The organism is Rickettsiales bacterium, from assembly GCA_041396965.1.
In the GTDB taxonomy this organism is placed as follows: Bacteria; Pseudomonadota; Alphaproteobacteria; order Rickettsiales; family SXRF01; genus SXRF01.
Window position 1 is genome coordinate 819,353 of the sequence record JAWKXN010000001.1, and the last position, 20,593, is coordinate 839,945.

At 40.6% G+C, this 20,593-nt stretch carries 13 protein-coding genes and 1 tRNA gene; 9 read left to right on the plus strand and 5 right to left on the minus strand.

Going from position 1 to position 20,593, the window contains the following annotated elements; genetic code table 11:
• Nucleotides 1-261 precede the first annotated feature (261 nt).
• From fliI to R3D71_04155, 3 genes are read left to right on the plus strand one after another with little or no spacing between them, the layout of a single operon-like run.
• On the plus strand, nucleotides 262-1,608 hold the full coding sequence (gene fliI / locus R3D71_04145) for a flagellar protein export ATPase FliI (GenBank protein ID MEZ5690839.1): 1,347 nt from the start codon (nucleotides 262-264) through the stop codon (nucleotides 1,606-1,608).
• Nucleotides 1,609-1,632: 24 nt separating this feature from the next.
• Nucleotides 1,633-2,061 carry a flagellar FliJ family protein gene (locus tag R3D71_04150; protein MEZ5690840.1) on the plus strand — a complete coding sequence of 143 codons (429 nt, stop codon included), beginning with the start codon at nucleotides 1,633-1,635 and terminating at the stop codon, nucleotides 2,059-2,061.
• Entirely contained in the window at nucleotides 2,058-2,432 is a 375-nt protein-coding gene (locus tag R3D71_04155; protein ID MEZ5690841.1) for a hypothetical protein, read from the plus strand. The genes R3D71_04150 and R3D71_04155 overlap by 4 nt, the downstream gene beginning before the upstream one ends.
• A 5-nt stretch (nucleotides 2,433-2,437) precedes the next feature.
• Here R3D71_04155 and rodA read toward each other — a convergent pair whose 3' ends face one another.
• The 3 genes from rodA to R3D71_04170 are packed head-to-tail and all read right to left on the minus strand — an operon-like array spanning nucleotide 2,438 to nucleotide 6,679.
• Complete coding sequence (gene rodA / locus R3D71_04160) at nucleotides 2,438-3,571, minus strand: rod shape-determining protein RodA (protein ID MEZ5690842.1); 1,134 nt, start codon at nucleotides 3,569-3,571, stop codon at nucleotides 2,438-2,440.
• A gap of 60 nt (nucleotides 3,572-3,631) precedes the next feature.
• Nucleotides 3,632-4,366: a hypothetical protein gene (locus R3D71_04165; protein MEZ5690843.1), complete on the minus strand. Its 735-nt coding sequence runs from the start codon at nucleotides 4,364-4,366 to the stop codon at nucleotides 3,632-3,634.
• Nucleotides 4,367-4,402: 36 nt separating this feature from the next.
• Nucleotides 4,403-6,679 carry an NADP-dependent malic enzyme gene (locus tag R3D71_04170; protein MEZ5690844.1) on the minus strand — a complete coding sequence of 759 codons (2,277 nt, stop codon included), beginning with the start codon at nucleotides 6,677-6,679 and terminating at the stop codon, nucleotides 4,403-4,405.
• Between the two features lie 394 nt (nucleotides 6,680-7,073).
• Between R3D71_04170 and R3D71_04175 the strand changes: the two genes are divergently transcribed.
• The 6 genes from R3D71_04175 (at nucleotide 7,074) to R3D71_04200 (ending at nucleotide 18,075) form a co-directional block, all read left to right on the plus strand.
• Nucleotides 7,074-7,148: transfer RNA gene (locus R3D71_04175), tRNA-Asn, on the plus strand.
• 241 nt (nucleotides 7,149-7,389) lie between these two features.
• Nucleotides 7,390-7,794, plus strand: coding sequence for a hypothetical protein (locus R3D71_04180; GenBank protein ID MEZ5690845.1), 405 nt, complete (start codon nucleotides 7,390-7,392; stop codon nucleotides 7,792-7,794).
• 25 nt (nucleotides 7,795-7,819) lie between these two features.
• Complete coding sequence (locus R3D71_04185) at nucleotides 7,820-8,725, plus strand: hypothetical protein (protein ID MEZ5690846.1); 906 nt, start codon at nucleotides 7,820-7,822, stop codon at nucleotides 8,723-8,725.
• Nucleotides 8,726-8,807: 82 nt separating this feature from the next.
• Nucleotides 8,808-9,701 (plus strand): hypothetical protein, encoded by an 894-nt coding sequence (locus R3D71_04190; protein MEZ5690847.1) that lies wholly within the window; start codon nucleotides 8,808-8,810, stop codon nucleotides 9,699-9,701.
• Complete coding sequence (locus R3D71_04195; protein ID MEZ5690848.1) at nucleotides 9,698-17,086, plus strand: tandem-95 repeat protein; 7,389 nt, start codon at nucleotides 9,698-9,700, stop codon at nucleotides 17,084-17,086. The genes R3D71_04190 and R3D71_04195 overlap by 4 nt, the downstream gene beginning before the upstream one ends.
• Nucleotides 17,087-17,184: 98 nt before the next feature.
• Complete coding sequence (locus R3D71_04200; GenBank protein MEZ5690849.1) at nucleotides 17,185-18,075, plus strand: hypothetical protein; 891 nt, start codon at nucleotides 17,185-17,187, stop codon at nucleotides 18,073-18,075.
• Between the two features lie 135 nt (nucleotides 18,076-18,210).
• Here the strand turns inward: R3D71_04200 and R3D71_04205 are convergent, their stop codons facing one another.
• A complete protein-coding gene (locus R3D71_04205) occupies nucleotides 18,211-18,927 on the minus strand; it encodes a copper resistance protein B (GenBank protein ID MEZ5690850.1) in 717 nt (238 codons plus the stop codon).
• Entirely contained in the window at nucleotides 18,917-20,578 is a 1,662-nt protein-coding gene (locus tag R3D71_04210) for a multicopper oxidase domain-containing protein (protein ID MEZ5690851.1), read from the minus strand. Before R3D71_04210 ends, R3D71_04205 begins: the two co-directional genes overlap by 11 nt.
• Nucleotides 20,579-20,593: the final 15 nt, after the last annotated feature.

Genomic DNA, 20,593 nt, shown 5'->3' on the forward strand with positions numbered 1-20,593 from the left:
AGAACATATATATTGTTAACTGTTAGTTAAGCATAAAAACTATATTATAACAATCTTTTATTCTATAATTTTTGATAAAAATTCTATAATATACCAGTTTGATTCAGGATTTTCACTGTATAAGACCGTAGCTTACTAAATTTTCCACGGTTGCCTTATTTTTATTAGGGAAATTCCTTTATTAAACGAGTATAGAAAAACGTAACCTTATCCTTGTAGGTGAATATTAATTTTATGTCAATCAGGAAAGATTAATAAATAATGTATCTTGGTGAATTAGAAAATATAAATGAAATTACGATAAAGGGCACTGTAACTGCTGTTTTAGGTATGTTGGTTGAGTGTTCTGGCATAGAAAGATTTTTAAGTATAGGCGCACGCTGTAGTATTATTAACACAGCGTCTATTGAGATAGGAAAAAAAAATATTCCCGCTGAAGTTGTGGGGTTCCGTGAGAATCGCGCCTTGCTTATGCCTTTTGGAACGACTCAAGGAATAGGACCAGGCGCGGAGGTGGTTTTAGAGCAGAACGCCAATGTTTGCCACCCTAGTGAGGCGTGGCTAGGTCGGGTTATAAACGCTATGGGCGAGCCGGTAGATGGCAAAGGCCCTCTGCCTAAAGGAAGTATATCATACCCATTAAAGGCAGAAGCTCCATCAGCTCATGACCGGCAGCGTGTTAGGGGTAAAATGAACATGGGGGTTAGAGCGCTAAATACTTTTCTTTCTTGCTGTCGCGGTCAGCGTATGGGGATTTTCGCCGGATCTGGTGTTGGAAAATCAATAATGATGTCTATGCTCGCGCGTAACTCGCAGGCTGATGTCAACGTGATAGGACTTATCGGTGAACGCTCCCGTGAGTTACAGGAGTTCATAGAAGATGATTTAGGAGAGGAGGGGCTTAAACGCTCGGTGATTATAGTCGCTACTTCCAGTGAGTATCCGTTGTTGCGCCGTCAGTCAGCTTATCTTACGATGTCGGTCGCTGAATATTTTCGTGATAGTGGCAAAGATGTTTTATGTTTGATGGATAGCGTTACCCGTTTCGCTATGGCGCAACGTGAGATAGGGCTTTCCGCTGGTGAACCGCCAACTAGCAAGGGCTATACACCAACCGTATTTTCTGAGCTTCCAAAACTATTGGAGCGGGCAGGTCCGGGTAAAAAAGGGCAGGGTAGCATAACTGGTTTATTTACGGTGTTGGTAGAAGGTGATGACACTAATGAGCCAATATCAGATACAGTACGTGGTATCCTAGACGGACATATAATATTAGATAGAGATATAGCGCAAAGAGGGCGTTTCCCAGCGATAAATATCCTAAAAAGTGTGTCACGTACTATGCCAGACTGTAATAGCCAGCAGGAAAACGCTTTAGTACAAGTCGCTCGCCGTCTGCTCTCGACTTATGATGATATGGCGGAAATGATAAGACTCGGAGCGTACCGGCAGGGAACAGATCAGGAAGTTGATCAGGCTATAAAATATTTTCCGGCTTTGGAGGATTTTCTCCGGCAGGCAAAGGATGAGAAAACTACACTGGAGGAAGGCTACGACCAGCTTGCTCAAATACTTGGAATATCAAATTGGCGTGGTGGTAAGGCGTAAAAGAATAGCGATAGATTTATATAAATGAAAAAATACAATACTCTCATAAGGCTGCATAAAAGAAAGCTAGATGCTTTAAGGCGGCAAGTTGGCGATTTGGAAGGGCAAAAAGCACAACTTCATAAATCTATAGACTCACTACGCGCTGAAATGAAAAAAGAAATGGAGCTTGCTGGCACTCAACCGGAAATGGCTAATTTTTTTGGTCAGTTCGCTGGACGCATAAAAGCCCGTCAGGACGAGATATATCAGGAAATAAAAGAGCTGGATAAAAAAATATTTGAACTGAATAACCAGATAATAGCGATATTTCAGGAAATGAAAAAATATGAGATAGCTAAAGAAAACGCTATAATGAAACAAAAAGAAAAGGAAAAAAGAAAAGAGACAATAGAGCTAGACGAAATAGCCGCCCAGCAATTTACTAGAAAAAATGGAGAGGATTTTTTATGAGAAAATATTTAACACTATCCTGCTTATTCTTAGTTTTGCTATCTGGAGTATCATTTGCTAAAACACCACCACTTGCTACGGAAATAGTAGGTGTCGGCTCTGTGTCGTATAACAAAAGTAATAACACCTTAGAATTAAAGGTTTCGCACAGTGCTGGATGCGGTACTTGGTGGGATTATAGTTATATTATTAAAGAGGTTGATGAACTGAGGAAAGAAGTCACATTAGAGGTTCTGCTTGAAACAGATAATATTTGTGAAGCTGCTGTACTTAAAAAAATAACAATGAAAATGCCTGATTTACCATTTAAACCTGTGAAATTGATTTTTTATAAAAAGAATCAGGAGAATATTACGGTATCAATTCCGTAATAAATTTACTTCCTAAAGCTACTTCTCTCTAAAGTATCATTGCGGTTGATATAAGCGTTTAGCAGTAGTCCTATAGCGCAAACGCTGGACACCATTATACTTCCGCCATAAGACATAAGAGGTAAGGGGAGACCAACAACCGGCAGCATACCCATTACCATAGCGCAATTTATCAGAACATGGATGAATAGCAGAGTTACTACCCCACCAGCGATCATCGCTCCAAATTGATTTTTACTCCGGATGCCAACCATAATCCCAGTGAACAACAAAACCATATATAGCGACAGTAAAACAATTCCTCCCGCGAACCCTAATTCTTCAGTAAGCATGGTAAAAATAAAGTCTGTGTGTTTTTCTGGCAAGAAATCAAGCTGGCTTTGCGTACCACGCATATAGCCTTTACCAAGCAAACCACCGGAGCCAATGGCGATCATTGATTGCAATATATTGTAACCAGCACCAAGCGGATCTTGTTGTGGATCAAGAAAAGTAAGAACCCTTTTTTTCTGATAACCATGCATAAAGTGCCAGATGACCGGCATAGACATTAATATTAAAGCTCCACTGCCGATAAAATATCGCAGCTGCATTCCAGCGAGGAAACACATAGTTATTCCAACAGTGCTAAGAACAATAGTTGTTCCAAGATTTGGTTGGCGTAAAATGAATACTGCTGGAACAGCGATTATAAGTAGTGGTATTATAAGAAATGGTATCCGTTTTATATCGTCATGATATATTTTATGGAAATAGCGTGCCAAAACCAATATAACCGCCAGTTTCATAAATTCTGATGGTTGTAAGTTCACACCACCAAATTTTATCCAGCGTTGCGCGCCCATTCCAATATGCCCAGCTATATCAACCACGATTAAAATAATAAGACAGCCAAAATAGGCAAGATAAGCGTAATCCAAAAATAAACGCATAGGAAGTATCGCTATTATTATCATCATAACAAAAGCGGCGCAGAAACGGGTAAGTTGTTGGGAAAAATAGATCGTGTCCTCACCGCCTCCAGCTGATAACATCATAGCAAGCCCCATGATGGCTATAGCCGTCATGACCAGAACGATAAACCAATTTATCTCTTTAAGTCTTAATAGTGTTGGTATTACTATGTTATTCTGTTCCATAAATTACACATATATAAGTGGTGGTTATTTATTTATGGATTCTAGCGTCACATTTTCTTATTAACAACCATATGATGTATGCTCAGCTACTTTCTTATAGTTTATTTTTCCATTCTTATTCCTAGACAAAAAAAGTGTTATCCTCTCCATATTATAATGATAGCTGGTATCAATCACCAAGTCAGGATAACCGTCATTGTTAATATCTCCAGACCAGATTAATTTAGGATAGTTATCATCAAGTAACATAACCTCAGATAATTTTATTTCCTTGTCATTAATTTTTAGAGTCAATTGGTAGCCATTATTTACGTCACGCCCATCATATGTTTTTGTATTAATATCATTTTTTTCAATTAACTCTATTGATGATTTATCGCCTTTAACAGTTAACCTATCACCGCCTTTAATAGGAGAGTTAACTGTATGATATGTCGGAATTCTGCCATCTTTTAGTTTTATACCTTTTACCATAAACAGAATATTATTGTACTTTGGAGATGAAGAGATATATTTGCCGGTCGGTGAGTCTCCTTCATTATCGGTAACTTCATCAAATATAGTTTTTACGGAGATTCTAACATTTTTAACTAATGTCTTGCCATCTTCTACAGTAAAAGCTGACCATTCCTCTCCGTCTTGTGCATCAATTACCTCAACACCATGATAGCTCTCTGCTTCTATTATAGAGATTTCATTATTTGTCTTAGCGTAAGACGGATTATTTATAGATTGTGCAGCTAGAAAATAAAAAAAGGCTACGCCGAGTAAAATATTACATCTTAACAGCGACATAGCCTTATTCCCTTTTTAATAGTTAGCCAACACTCATCATTTTTCTGTATCTTCAAATGCCTCAAGAGCCGCTATCGCGCACAGATTCAATATCTCTGAAAGACTCGCGTTCATCTGTACTATCTGCACGGGGCGCTCCATACCATTTAGAACCGGACCTATGGTAACACCATCACCAAGCTCCTGTAGCATTTGTGAAGCTATATGCGCCGAGTGTAAAGCAGGCATTACCAGAACATTCGCTGAATCGGACAGGCGGCTAAACGGATACAGCTCACGCATTTCTTTGTTCAAGGCGACGCTTGCTGACATTTCACCATCATACTCAAAATCAACATCCATACCGTCAAGAATTTTTACCGCCTCACGTATGCGCAGTGATTTCTCACGTATCGGATTACCAAAAGTAGAGAATGATAATAAAGCGACACGTGGCTTATGCCCCATTCTTTGCGCCTTGTGAGCTGTTCTAACAGCAATTTGCGCTAGTTGCTCAGGAGTTGGTAGTTCTTGCACTGTGGTATCAGCGAAGAATATAGTCTTGCCTTTGGCAACCACCAAAGAAATACCAAATAAGAACTCATTCTCTTTGCAATTTATCACACGGCTTATGTTTTCCAATGACATTGTGTAATTACGGGTAAGACCAGTGATTAAAGCGTCACCATGACCAAGCGCCAACATACATGAGGCGAAAATATCACGGTCATTTTTTACCATCCGTACAACATCACGATACAAATAACCAATACGTTGCAGTCGTGGATATAGATAATCTATATACTCATCAACATGTGAACTAATAGCGGCGTTAGCTATTTCTATATTTTTATAGTCAGGGATAGACATTTTTTCCATTAGCTCATGTATCTTTTCCACCCGACCAACTAATATAGGCTTGCCAAAACCATTATCACGCCATTGCACGGCCGCGCGAATGATTTTTTCTTCCTCACCTTCAGAAAATATTATCCTTTGCGGATTTTCTTTTACTTTATCAAATATACTTTGCATGGAGTTAGCGGTAGGGTCTCTTCTTGCCGCTAGTTCCTTTCTGTAAGCGACAAAATCCTCAATAGGCTTACGAGCGACACCGGTGCGTATGGCAGCCTGTGCGACCGCGACCGGAACAGTAGTCATGAGTCTTGGATCAAATGGAGCTGGAATTATGTAATCAGAACCGTATTCCATTTTTCGCCCAGAATAAGCGGCACTTACTTCTTCTGGCACTGTCTCGCGCGCCAAAGTGGCAATAGCCTCAGCAGCTGCTATTTTCATCTCTTCATTTATTTGAGAAGCCCGTACATCAAGTGCGCCACGGAAAATATAAGGAAATCCCATAACATTATTTACCTGATTAGGATAATCAGAGCGACCAGTGGCAATTATAGCGTCACTACGCACGCTACGGACATCCTCAGGAGTTATCTCAGGATCAGGATTAGCCATAGCGAATATAATAGGGTTTTTCGCCATGCTCGCTACCATCTCCTTGGATACGGCATTTTTAGAGGCAAGACCAAGAAATAGATCCGCTCCATCCATAGCGTCCGCTAAGGTACGTTTGTCCGTTTTTACCGCATGAGCCGATTTCCACTGGTTCATGCCTTCCTCACGCCCCTCATATATAACACCGGTTTTGTCAACCAATAGGGCGTTATCATGCTGAATACCCATGCTTTTGATAAGCTCAAGACATGCTATACCAGCCGAACCAGCGCCAAGAACCACGACTTTTATATCTTTTAAGTTGCGACCAGTAAGATGGGCGGCGTTTATAAGACCAGCGGCACAGATAATAGCGGTTCCATGCTGATCGTCATGGAATACCGGAATATCCATAGTCTCACGCAGGCGTTGCTCAATTATAAAACAAGCAGGAGCAGCTATATCCTCAAGGTTAATACCACCCCAAGTCGGAGATAAAAGCTTCACGCAGTTTACAAATTCATCAACGTCCTCAGTATTTACCTCAATATCCACACAGTCAATATCAGCGAAACGCTTAAATAATATAGCTTTACCTTCCATTACCGGTTTAGAGGCAAGCGCGCCAAGATTACCAAGACCAAGAACCGCCGTACCGTTAGATACAACAGCGACAAAGTTTCCACGAGCTGTGTAATCATAAGCGGTATTAGGATCTTTTTGGATTTCTAGGCAAGGAATAGCTACACCAGGAGAATATCCTAATGACAGATCACGCTGTGTCATTAATGGTTTTGTCGGTAAAATTGAGATCTTACCAGGCTTTCCCTCTGAGTGATAGGCTAGTGCCTCACTATCGGTTATCGGTTCTTTTTCATGTGCCATGTTTAATTAATCCTGCCTTAACTTTTACTTTGTTTAATCATAATCATATTGTAATTATCATATAACTCATTGAAATGGTAATTTAATATTTGTTTCACCTTTCCTCCTGCCGCAATATTCCGCATCGCAGCATTAAGTTAATGATATTGAAAGCGAACTTTGTAATTTGCATATAGCGATTAACATTGCAAGAACAAAGTGTAAAAAAGTAAGGTTGCTATTATCTGTTTTGTTATTATTATATTTTGAGTATCCACGAGATATTAAGTATATAAACGACAAAAATAAAAATATTTTATTGATAATTTTTTCTGGAATTAGCAAAATACATTTGCTATAAGAACCGCCTCCTAATAACGAAGCATGTTATTTTGAGTGTATGACTTTGGTATATTCCGCGATAGCTCAGCGGTAGAGCAATCGGCTGTTAACCGATCGGTCGCTGGTTCGAATCCAGCTCGCGGAGCCATCCTGTACATGAGGTGTTTTCAATGAACAAATTGAAGGGTCTACGTAAGGTATACTCTAGCTTTTCGCCTCTGAGCCTTAGGTTGGAAAAAACCATTAAAATTAGTTGTCTTTTTAGCGGAATAGGTGTCTTTTTGAATAATTCATGCAAACGGTTAAGCAGGCTAAGAATAATTTCTAAGGTCTTAGCGAATCAATAGTAGCCCAGTTTATATTATTTTGTGATTGCTGAGAGTTTCCGCATGGATCCGTTGGTGATTGACATGAATGGTGATGGGTTGAAGCTAGATTCCTTCCAAACTTCCGCCGCATTGTTTGACCTAAATGAAGATGGTACTTTAGAAAACACCGGTTGGACTAAACCTAACTCCGATGACAGTTTCTTAGTAATAGACAAGAATAACGACGGGCAGATTAATGATATTTCCGAGATGTTCGGTAATCAATCTATTTCTGGTTTCTCAGAATTAAAAACTTATGACTCCAACAACGACAACCTGATTAACTCACAAGACACTCAGTTCAACCTGCTCAAACTATGGAACGACGCTAACGCCAATGGCACGGTAGAGGCAGGAGAACTGACCATGCTAGCTGCAAATGATAATTGTATTGACTTAGAACAATTTCTTGTTAAGGTTGCTTAAAAAATATTAATGTTACGGGGGTGGCATGAGCATATCTATAAAGCAAAATATAAGATTCATTAAGATATGTACGATTCTAAGCATTTTCATAATGTTCGTGCTATCTTCTTTCGCTTATGGGAAAGAGCAGAAGGCAAAAAACTCTGAAGATTTAAGCTTTCATGGTCAATGCCCGAAGCTTCTGGCGATGGCGGATGATTTTGCGAAGGAGTGTTTAGAAAAGGCACGTAGCCGAGAGGGTATGACATATCCATATCCAAAAATGGGGGGAATACCATATAAAGTAACAGGATATGCTCCTTATTTTCGTGCTATTGATAATGGTTCAAATTTTGGATTAGGATGTAGTTTAGATACTAGGCGCAGGATTATGTTCTTAGGTATTTTTTACTCAACTAAGAGCGGTAATTTTGCCGTTGCTAACACACTACCAGTATTCAATTCCCTTGGAGCTGGTGGGGATGTAACATTACAAAAAACTGCTGATAAGAATGGCGAGCTTGTTAATTTTATAGCTGTTCGTCAGTTCCGAACCAACTTTATCAAGCCAGTAATGGGCGGTGGAGAAATGGCTATAAAAAATTGTGAAAACGAGCAATTAGCTGATGGCAGAATTCGTATGAATCATGTAGAAACGCCGCGCAAAATTGTAAAAAACATAGATGATAAGGGGCGCATCATGATTAGAAAATGTGATGGACATGAAGTTTTATGTGTAGCCGAATATCTACGTTTTTTCCCGAGTAACGACCAGCGAATAATTTATCAAGGTGATCATGATAGTTTTTTTATCACCTCTGGTGGCGACTTGCTGGTAAAGAAAAACTGGCTAGCAAGAAACTGCAAACAATATAAATCTAATCCTCGTAGTTTGTACGATCAAGTTTGTAATATTATACATTCACCCATCTCAAAAAAGGACAAAAAATGAGTAGCGCGCAATTTATTCCTGTTGTTCTTCCTAACGAGCCGATCGGCATTGTTAATAACAACTAATAATATAAGGAAATACAATGCAACCGAAAGAAAATAAATTTTTATTTAAGCCCTTTGTAGTACTTGTTATTTGCTGGGCTTTTATAAGCCCATCTTTTGTATATGCAAAAACCCCTGAAGATTTAAGCTTTCATGGTCAATGCCCGAAGCTTCTGGCGATGGCGGATGATTTCGCGAAGGAATGTTTGGAGAAGGCACGTCCGTTGAGTAGGGTTTTCCTTCCAACCCGTCAAAGAGAAAAACACGGAGCTTATTTTCGGGCGATTGACTCTGGTTCACGTTTTGGTCTTGGCTGCACCCTTGATCATGAAGGCAAACTCCGCTTCGTTGGGATTTATTATTCTACAAAAAGCAGTAATTTTAAGGAAGCCAACACATCTCCTTTCGCCTTTATAGATTTTTCTGGAAATGTTGGGCTAAAAATTAACGGTGAATTTGCTGTTTTAACCGCTGTCCGTAGATTCGTTACTGATTTTATTCCATCTCCTTATAAGCCGTTTGATCCGAAATCAGACCCAGATGCTGTGGTAGACCCTAATAGACTACCACCAGTTAAAAATTGTGAAAACGAGCAATCACCCGATGGCAGAATTCGTATGGTTAACGGAGGGGCATATAAAATCACAGAAAGCATAGATGATAAGGGGCGCATCATGATTAAACGATGTGATAGACATGAAGTTTTTTGCGTTGCCGAATATCTAAGTTTTTTCCCGAGCAATGACCGGCGGATAATTTATTCTGATGGATCTTCTGACATTTGGTTCATTAATGCTGGTGGCGACTTGCTGGTAAAGAAAAATTGGTTAGCTAATCATTGTACTCCTCTGCAAAGCATTAGCAGTCAAAGTTTATATCAGGAAGTTTGTAATCTTCCTTCTTTATCCATCTCAAAAAAGGACAAAAAATGAGTAGCGCGCAATTTATTCCTGTTGTTCTTCCTAACGAGCCAATTGGTGGAGGAATTGGTGGTCCATCAGTTCCTTTGCTTGGGCATGGAGGCTTTATTTTAGTGAATAACGCTGGCAAAGCCACATTTTATGAATATGGTCATTGGGATCCAAATGACCCTAACATCGTTGGTGTAATTACCACCAACACTACTGGTAATAACACCAATATGCGACAATTGACTATTACTGGAACCATGCAGTTTGACTCCTCTGGTAATATCATGGAATCTTCCTTAAAATCCGCCCTTGATCAGGTGTTTAATACCAGTGGGCTTTATACTACAGATCCCGGAATGGTAGCCGCCACACCTTTTGCTATTAGTGATACCCAATTTAATATCATAGATTCTACGCTGGTTAATTTCAAAAATGCGGTAAATGCCGGAAACAAGAATTACGATCTATTCGGCATTAACTGCATGAAATTCGTCTATGAGATGGCGGACGCAGGCTTGCTACAAATAAGCGATACCCAATTTTATGACAATCAGTATTTTGATAGCACATTAACTGTCCCATCTGTAGCTGCAAGGGCTATTATGTCATACGCTGGTGAAGGCTACCAGTATTTCAGCGACCTATCATGGTTAAGTGGTAATAGCTCCATTGATAAGGTCAGTAGTTTTAACAACCTTAATGCTAACCTTGATTTTGGCGCGCAGCTTCTAAAAGGATTGGGCGATAGCACTTGGTGGGGAGTTCAAGCTTTAGGTGAGAGTGGAGCTATACAACTTCCTTGGGAATTTATTATTTGGCTAGGCGCACAAACAAGCGAACTATCCAAAGCTATCCATGATACTGGTTTGACTGTCGGGGAGTATCTTAGTGATGTCGCTAGCATTATTGGTGAGCAGGTTGGATCATTAGAAACTTTACTTAAAAATACTGTAAGAGGTGTTCTATGGTACGCTCCTGATTCTATAGCGGATAGTATTTCTCAATCAATGTTAGAGTTCCTCGCCGCCATTGCGCAATCTTTGCTCATGGATCCACTTATTATAGATAAGAACGGGGATGGGGTTGCGCTGGACTCCTTCCAAACTTCCGCCGCCTTGTTTGATCTAAATGAAGATGGTACTTTAGAAAACACCGGTTGGACGCAGGCGAACTCGGACGATTCCTTCCTTGTTATAGATAAAAACTCTAACGGCAATATAGATGACATTTCCGAAATGTTCGGTAATCAATCTATTTCTGGTTTCTCAGAATTAAAAACTTATGACTCCAACAACGACAACCTGATTAACTCACAAGACACCCAGTTTAACCTGCTTAAATTATGGAACGATGCTAACGCCAATGGCATAGTGGATGCTGGTGAACTCACCACCCTTACAGAAAACAACATCACCGAGATCTCACTTAATAAATACTCCAAGCAAAAGATTATTGAAGGCAATCTGCAAACCGCTATCTCCACCGTCACCCTCGCTGATGGCAGCGCGAGAAACATCCACGAGCTGAACTTCGCTTTTGAGGGCAATACCATATTCTCTAACCCTGACGCTGGCCTGCCATCTGGCTTCCAGATTGCCATAGAGACTATCGTCCTGCCTTTCTCACGTGGTTATAATACTCTATATTCATGGCAGGCGGCGATGACGCTGGATACGCAGCTACTCGCTATGGCGCAGGATATAGCGGCGACACCGATTACGGACTTTCATTTGATTCATGATAAGTTTGAGGATTTCCTGTTCCGCTGGGCGGGGGTTGAGAATGTAACGGCGCAGGAAGTATATGCGGAAGTGGTTGGAGAGGTTTTTGATCCACGCAAGGTGGCGTTCTTGGAGAAGCTAACCGGTGGTGATTTTAACAATCCGGTGCCGGCGGCGATGGATATGGCGCGTCAGGCATGGGATATTATGTTTGACGGATTTTTAAGCCGCTTTCTGGTGCAGGCGAATCTGGCGGATATATTCCAAAATGAGCATTATGATTTTGCGACCGATAGTATCGTGTTTGCCGATAGTCTGGATGAGATTATAGCAAACGCTGAGGCGCTGGCTCCGTCTATGGACGCGAGTAGTTTCGCTACCTATATTTATTGGACACAGAATATCCTAAACCTTAACCATGACCAATTCACCGACCCTGATTTTGATAGTAAAGTCACAACGTTGATTGCCGATTTTATCGGAGTGGCAGATATTGAGAGCTTCTCTATTGATGGACGGCTTAATATTGGTGGCAGTGAGGTTGATATATTATATGGAACCGAGAAAAATGATCTGCTGCGTGGAGAGGCGAGCAATGATGAGCTTTACGGATTTGGCGGCGATGATTTCCTAGAGGGCGGCAAGGGTGATGATATTCTCAAAGGTGAGCTGGGTAATGATATATATCGCTTTAGCTTAGGTGACGGGCAGGATACGATTGATGATAGTGGCGGGGTTGATAAAATCCTGATGGGCAGCGGGATAAATGCCGCTGATATTGAATTCGCGCAGGTGGGTAGCGATTTGATTATTAATGTTGGGCAAGGTGGCGACCGGATAAGTATTAAGAGCTTCTATGATAATTCAGCAAATCGGGTGGATAGCATCGTGTTTGAGGATGGCTCTAGTTTTAATTTGCTTAATCTGGGGCTTATCGTTTATGGCGATGATTTAGCGAATCAGTTGGTTGGTAGCAGCAATAATGATGTGATGTATGGTCTGGCTGGCGATGATGATATTCGTGGCGGCGCTGGTGATGATGTTATAGAAGGTGGTTTGGGTAATGATTATCTTGTGAATTATTATCTATATTCATATATTTCTGATAATGATACTTACATATTTAATCTTGGCGATGGTCAGGACATTATCTATGATTATAAAGGTAATGATCAAATAGTATTCGGTGCTGGGATAACACAAAGTGATATTCAGCTAGTCTCGGATTATGCTAATAACCAATCACTTATAGTTAAGGTTGGTAGTGGCGGTGACCAGATAACTCTACCAGACTTTTTTTACAACTATAACAATGACCGGAAAATAGATACTCTAAGATTCGCTGATGGCAGCACCATCGCCTTAAATAACGGTATTACTTTGGATGGGACTAATGTCAGTGGTGAGACTCTTAAAGGCACCAGTTATAATGATGTTATTACGGGTAATATTGGCGATGATAATATAATTTCTGGTACTGGAGACGATATACTCACCGGTGGCTTGGGTAACGATACGTTAGATGGCAGTAATGGAAGTGACACTTACATATTTAATCTCGGTGATGGTCAGGACATTATCTATGATTATAGCGGAACCGATGAGATCGTGTTTGGCGCGGGGATAACGGGGAGCGATGTTCAGCTAGTCTCGGACTTTGCTAATAATTACTCGCTGATAGTTAAGGTTGGCAGTGGTGGTGATCAGATAACTCTACCAGACTTTTTTTACAGCTATAGCAATGACCGGAAAATAGAGACTCTAAGATTCGCTGATGGCAGTAGCATCGCCTTAAATAATGGTATTACTTTGGATGGTACCAACATAAATGGTGAGACACTTAAAGGCACTAGCAGTAATGATGTTATCACCGGCAATATTGGTGATGACGTTATAAGCACTGACTATGGCAACGACATACTCACCGGTGGTCTGGGTAACGATACGTTAGATGGCAGTAATGGAAGTGACACTTACATCTTCAATCTCGGTGATGGTCAGGATACCATAATAGAGAGTTGGTATGAGGCTGACGAGATAGTGTTTGGTGCTGGGATAAACCCAGAAGATGTTTTAATGGAAGCGTCTGGCAGTGATTTAGTGATAAAAATAGGTGCTGGAACTGATCAGATAACGATCCAGAATTTTTTCTATTATTCTGATACTAGAGGTAAGGTGGACTACCTAAAATTTGCTGATGGGACTATATTTAATATCACTCAATCAATTACCGTAAATGGTGGTACTGGTAATGATAAAATTATGGGTACTCCTTTTGTTGATGTTCTAAATGGTAATGGTGGTGATGATTATATATATGGCAGTGGTGATAATGATACGGTAAATGGTGGTAGCGGCAATGATATATTAAAAGGTGGTAACGGAGACGATGTTTATGAATTTTCTCTCGGTGATGGCAGTGATGCCATTTATGAACAAGGCGGTAATGATATATTAAAATTTTCTGCCGGAGTTATCGCTAACTCTATGACGTTATTACGTAACGGTACCGATCTAAAAATTATAGATTCTATTAATAGTGATGTAATTACCATTAACAAATTTTTTGTTTCTGGCGGAAATAGAGTAGAGTCGCTGCTATTCAGTGATGGAACGGAGTTTACGCTATCAGATATTTTATCTTCTGATGTAAGTGATACAGTATATTCAGTAGATGGGCATGCGATTGTAAAAGAAGATGTTATCACTAATATAAAACTTCTTAACCATAATGTTGGTTTATCTGATTATAATAACATTACGCTTTCTACAGCTCCAACTAATGGTAGCGCTTATATAGACGGAGATAATATAGTATATACGGCAAATGCCAACTATAACGGAACGGACTCTCTTGCTATATCATACATTGATACAAATGGAGCCGCTCAGACTAAAATTATAAACATAGATGTCGCGCCAGTTAACGACTCACCTTTGGCTATAGATCATAACGTCCAAACCAATGAGGATACACAGTTAGAGATAATGGCTCTGGGTGGAGCTAGTGATATTGATAATGATATAGTTTTTCTATCAACCGTTGGAAACCCAACTCACGGAAATGCCTCAATATCGGCGAACAAAATAATCTATACCCCGAATATTAATTTCTACGGTAGTGATTCGTTTAATTATACAATAGCTGACGGTAATGGTGGGTATGATACCAAGACAATAAATGTTGATGTCATATCAGTAAACGATTCTCCATTAGCCTATGCGGATATAGCATCTACGGATGAGGATAATCCAATATTAATAGATATACTTTCTAATGATAGCGATGTTGAGGATGGTTTTTTCCCTGCTCAAAATATATCTATATTTACAAATCCAACGCATGGTGTGGTCTCAATTGAAAGTGATGGAAAAATACTCTATACGCCTGATGAGGATTTTTATGGGCAGGATAGCTTTGAGTACAGGATAGTAGATTCTCAGGGAGCGATTTCTAATGCAGCAACAGTGAACATAAGTATAGCTCAGATAAATGACGCTCCGAAGATCATAGCGGGTAGCACCTTGAATTTTACAGAAGATCAGGCATCTGATTTTAATGTAAATGCTTATTTCTATGATCCAGATGGTGACAGTTTTACCATACAATCAATATCAGCGCAGAACGGTAACATAGGATTTAGCGGTGATATTATAAGTTATAATCCTAATAGCGATTATAATGGTAACGAGCAGATTACCATTAACTTAAAAGACTCTAATGGAGCTTCAGGAATCATAAATTTTAGCGCGCTGGTCGCTCCAATTAATGATGCTCCAATCGCTGTTTCTGATAATTTTGATGTGTTGGAGGATACAGTAACTAGGCTTCCGATATTAGATAATGATATAGATATTGATAGTGGGTTGTTCGCTAGCAGTATAATAAACCTCACCACCCCGCTTCATGGCTCAATAACGGTTGATAGTGGCGATGGCTCAATAATTTATACTCCTGACCTTGATTATTTTGGCGCTGATAGTTTTGAGTATACTCTCATAGATTCTGGTGGGTTAAGTTCCGCGTCAGCTTTAGTTAACATTAATGTAATAGATGTTATAGACTCTCTTAATCTAGTGGGCACATCTGGTATTGATAATCTAGTTGGCAACACAGGCAACGACACTTTATCTGGGTTAGGTGGCAATGACACTCTATATGGCGAAGGTGGTGATGACTGGCTTGATGGCGGTGCTGGTGGTGATTACATAGATGGTGGTGCTGGAGTTGACACTGTGTCTTATGCTTCGTCTACGGTTGTGGTTGATATCGATCTTAACCGCACTGGCTTGCAGGGCTGGGGTGCTGCTGGTGATACGATAGTTAATGTAGAGAATATTATCGGCTCAGACTTTAGCGATCGTCTGGCGGCGGCTGATTCTGGCAGTATCATTAATGGCGGTTTGGGTAATGACATTATCAATGGTAGGGACGGTAGTGATACTATTTACGGCGAGGCTGGCAATGATACCATATATGCTGGTGGTGGTGATGACATTATTGATGGCGGCGCTGGCGATGACACCATCTATAGTAATGGTGGCACTAACTTACTTATCGGTGGTGCTGGCGCTGATTACATGAATGGTTTTGGTGGAACCGCCACCGCTAGTTACGCTGATTCAACGACAGCGGTAAATATAAATCTTTACGATAACATTAATACCGGTGGTGACGCACAGGGTGATAGCCTTGTTGGCGTACCGAACATTATCGGCTCAGACTTTGATGACACTATTATCGGTGATGGCTTTGCTAACAGCCTGTATGGTGGCTTGGGAGATGACTTGCTTGCCGGTAGAGGCTTTGGTGGCAATCATATGGATGGTGGTGATGGTGTTGACACTGTATCTTACGCTGAATCATCACAAGTGGTAAGCATCAATCTTGATAGCACTGGCTCGCAAGGCTGGGGAGCCTCTGGTGATACTCTGGTTAGTATAGAAAACCTTATCGGCTCAGCTTATAATGATACTCTCGCCGCAAAAAGCAGCGGCAGTGTTATTCATGCTGGTTTGGGTAACGACACCATTAATGGCAGAGCTGGTAATGACACGATTTACGGTGAGGATGGTAATGATACTATCTACGCGGGAGCTGGCAACGATACTGTCTATGGTGGTGCTGGTGATGACCTTATCTACAGTCAAGCTGGCAATAATCTAATAGTTGGTGGCGCAGGAGCTGATACCATTAACGGCTTTACCGGAATAGCAACCAGCTCTTACGCTGGCTCAGCAGCGGTGAATGTAAATCTTGCCACTAACGTCAACACAGGCGGCGATGCGCAGGGTGACGTTCTGCAAGGTGTAACTAACATCATCGGCTCTGACTTTGCCGATAACCTCACCGGTGATTACAAAGATAATACTATAACCGGTGGCAGCGGTGTTGACACCCTAACCGGCGGCAGTGGCTTTGATATATTCAAGTATCTTACATCCACCGATTCCAGCATAGGCACCGGAAACCGTGATATAATCACCGACTTCAGCCACGCGCAAGGTGATCAGATAGATCTATCCGCCTTCACTGGTGACTTCATATTCATGGGAACAAATAACTTTACTGGCACAAATAACGAAGTTAACTACTCACAAGCTGGCGGCAACACAATAATCGCCATAGACTCCGACGCTAACGGACTCGCCGACTTCGAGATAGGCATAATTAAAAAAGTGTGATGCTAGAATCTGCATAATTGCTTTATAAAACAATGCGATATACTGTATTTTTAAAAAAGGATTATAAAAGTGTCTAAAAACGCTGTGTAAAATGCGGTTTGAGCAGCATAAAAAGCAATGGCAAATTGCGTGGTCGTAAACGGTATCGTTGCAACTTGTGCTTACATCAATGGGTTGATAAGCGCGGCAAAAAAACCGACTATAAGCGTTACTATTTAGACTGGCTGCACAAACGCCGAACACTAGCAGAAATTGCTAGCATTCTTGATATTTCCATCCCCAAGCTCACCAAGGAATTTGATGCTCTTGAGTGGGCAGAAGGATTAATTTTTCCTGCCTCAAAAGAAGCGATTAACCTGCTCATGGATGCGTCTTTCTTCGGCAGAGAATATGGCTATTTCTGTGCGCATGATGGCAGCAGAATCATTTATTACCAAGAGATCAAAACCGAATCAGTGAAGCATTTGCGTGAAGCTTTGCATGAGCTTGTGCAGGCAGGATATTGCTTCAAATCAGTGACCATTGATGGGCGCAAAGGGTTTTATGAAAACATCAGAAAAACACTTGGTGGAGTACCAATTCAAATGTGTATTTTCCATCAAAAAGCGATTGTAAGGCGATATACTGGAAATAATCCAAAGCTCCGTCCTGCAAAGGATTTGAAGGAGTTGATGGAAAAATTATGCAATACCGAACCAGAAGATTTTGTGGCTCAATTTTACGCTCTGGCAGAGCAGCACAAAGGATTCCTGAATGCCAAAAAGGGTGGAAGATTTACGCACGGAAGGACGCGTTCTGCATATAATTCCGTGCAAGAAAATCTGCACAGGCTATTTACATACAAGGAATTTCCAGAACAGAATATTCCGCCAACAACCAACCATCTAGAAGGCTTCTTCTCTCACCTCAAGGAAAGAATAAATATCCACCGTGGGTTGAAACTCCATAGAAAGAAAAAAGCTATAAAAGCTTTCCTCAATTCTTTCTAAAAAGCATCACACTTTTTTAATTATGCCTCGAGATACAACTCACAGGGTTGCATGCGATGGTGGCTGGCGATTTCCTGTTGTAAGGAGAAGATGTTCGTTATGAGTAACTTATAGCTACTAATAGCATAGATAACTCTAAAATAATAGTCTTACACCAATACTTGCGATCATATCAGACTTATTTTCCAGATGTTGCTTAGCTATTGACGCGGTTTTCGTGAATTTTCTCTCATAGCGTAAATCAACATATGGAGCGAATTTTCTACTAATTTCATAGCGTGTTTGTAGGCCTATCTCGGCACTAGAAAATCCTGCTCCAACTTCCTGTTTTGCTACTTCCTGAGCATAGATATTAGCTTCTACATATGGCTGTAAGATAAGACGTTGGGTTACCAGAAAATCGTTTTCTTGTCTTAGCCGGAAGCTAACATTACCATCGTTACTGATAAACATATGTGCTTCAGTCTCAAAGAAATATGGAGCAAGACCGTTAAACCCAGCCACCAGATAGTTAGTGGCTCTTAGTTTAGTATCATGACGGATGCCTATTTGCCCATCCCAGAAGTTAGAAATATTCCGGCTATACATTGCCCAAAATTCTGATTTCTCAGTTTTTCCATCTTTATTCTCACCTTCGGATTTAAGCCATAATTTATTGTAATCACCGCCAATCCAGCCATCAAAATCCCAACTTGCTACCATATCATGACGCGCCGCGCCTACATCTGTTTCCAAGCGAAACATATGAAATATCTGGTCGCCATGTCCTGTGTGTTTATCAGTATCAGCAAGCGCTGGTTTTGTATGAAGTAGCGTTAAAACTATAAATACATACATAATATTAGTGCGCATGGTGTTGTTCCTTATCTTTTCTAATAACATCTGAATTATGATTTATTTTTAGATTATTATCTATTGGAACGTCTTTTCCATCTAGCTTTGCCACCACGACCTTTCGCATCATTCCTGCCATCATATGATAGAGCAGGTGACAGTGAAATGCCCACTCACCAGCTTCGTCAGCGGTAAGCAATACCGAGTATGATTTGCCGGGTGGAACAATAACAGTATGTTTATTCGGTAACTTTCCGGCTGGCTGACCATTTTCAAGCTGAACAAACATGCCATGAAGATGCATAGGGTGCGCCATCATACTTTCATTGACAAATTTTAGCCGTACCCGTTCACCGTAACGTAGCTTTACTATATCCGCATTATTATATTTTTTACCATTCATTGTCCATATGTAACGCTCCATGTTGCCACCAAGACGTACCTCTATAGTTCTCTCTGGCGGTCGGATATCTTTTTGCGTGCCAAGATAGCGTAAGTCCTTATAATCAAGAGCTTTGTCTCCTGCCGGAGTTCCTGCTTTTGCCCAACCACTTTTCATATCCTCACGCATTTGCGTTATTTCGGCGTGACTCATTTTGCTATGATCCATACCAGATATATCATGCTCCATCCCCATATCCGCCATAGTAAGTGCTGAGCGCGGACGTTGCTTCGGTATATCTCCTTTCATACCCATGCTCGGGGCGAGGGTGGCAAGGGCGAAACCAGTGCGGTCAATTGGCTCGGCTACTATAGTATAAGCTTTATCCTCTTTAGGAATTACTATAACGTCATAAGTCTCAGCTACCCCAAAACGAAACTCATCAACAGGAACCGGTTCTACATTCTGCCCATCAGCGGATACTACTCGCATCTTTAACTCGGGGATTCTTACATCATAAAAAGACATGGCAGAGGCGTTGATAAAACGTAGCCTTATGCGCTCACCTTTCTTAAATAACCCAGTCCAGTTTTGCTCTGGGGTTTTGCCATTAATTAGGAAGCTATAACCGGTCACGTCTGATAAATCTGTTGGCAACATTCGCATTTGCCCCCACATTGTGGCATTGCGAAGTGTGCCAGAAAATCCACGTTTTTCAATATCACTAAAAAAATCCCCGATAGTACGGCGGTTATATTGATAATATTCTGAGGACATTTTGAGGTTACTTATTATTTGTTCAGGTGTTTCCGCTGATATGTCAGAAATTACCACTACATAATCACGGTCAGATGCTACAGGATCTTTTCCTTTCGGCTTAATTATAAAAGCTCCATATAATCCGTCCTGCTCTTGACCACCAGAGTGAGAGTGATACCAATAAGTACCATTTTGGCGGAGTCTGAAACTGTAAGTAAATGTCTCATTTGGTTTTATACCGCTAAAACCATTAAAACTTGGAACACCATCCATACTGCCATCCAGCAATAGTCCATGCCAGTGTAGCGATGTATCTTCATCAAGATGATTAGTTACCGTTATTATCGCTTCATCACCTTCGGTAAAATATAGGGTAGGAGCTGGTATAATATCATTTATAGCGATTTTTTTTACGTTCTCACCATTAATTTTTACCGTCTTATAATTTATATCAAGATGGTAGCTTTTCGCCAGCGCCGGTGAAATGGACAGAATTATGACATATAATGCGGTTATAAGTAGTTTCATGATTATTTCCTGATT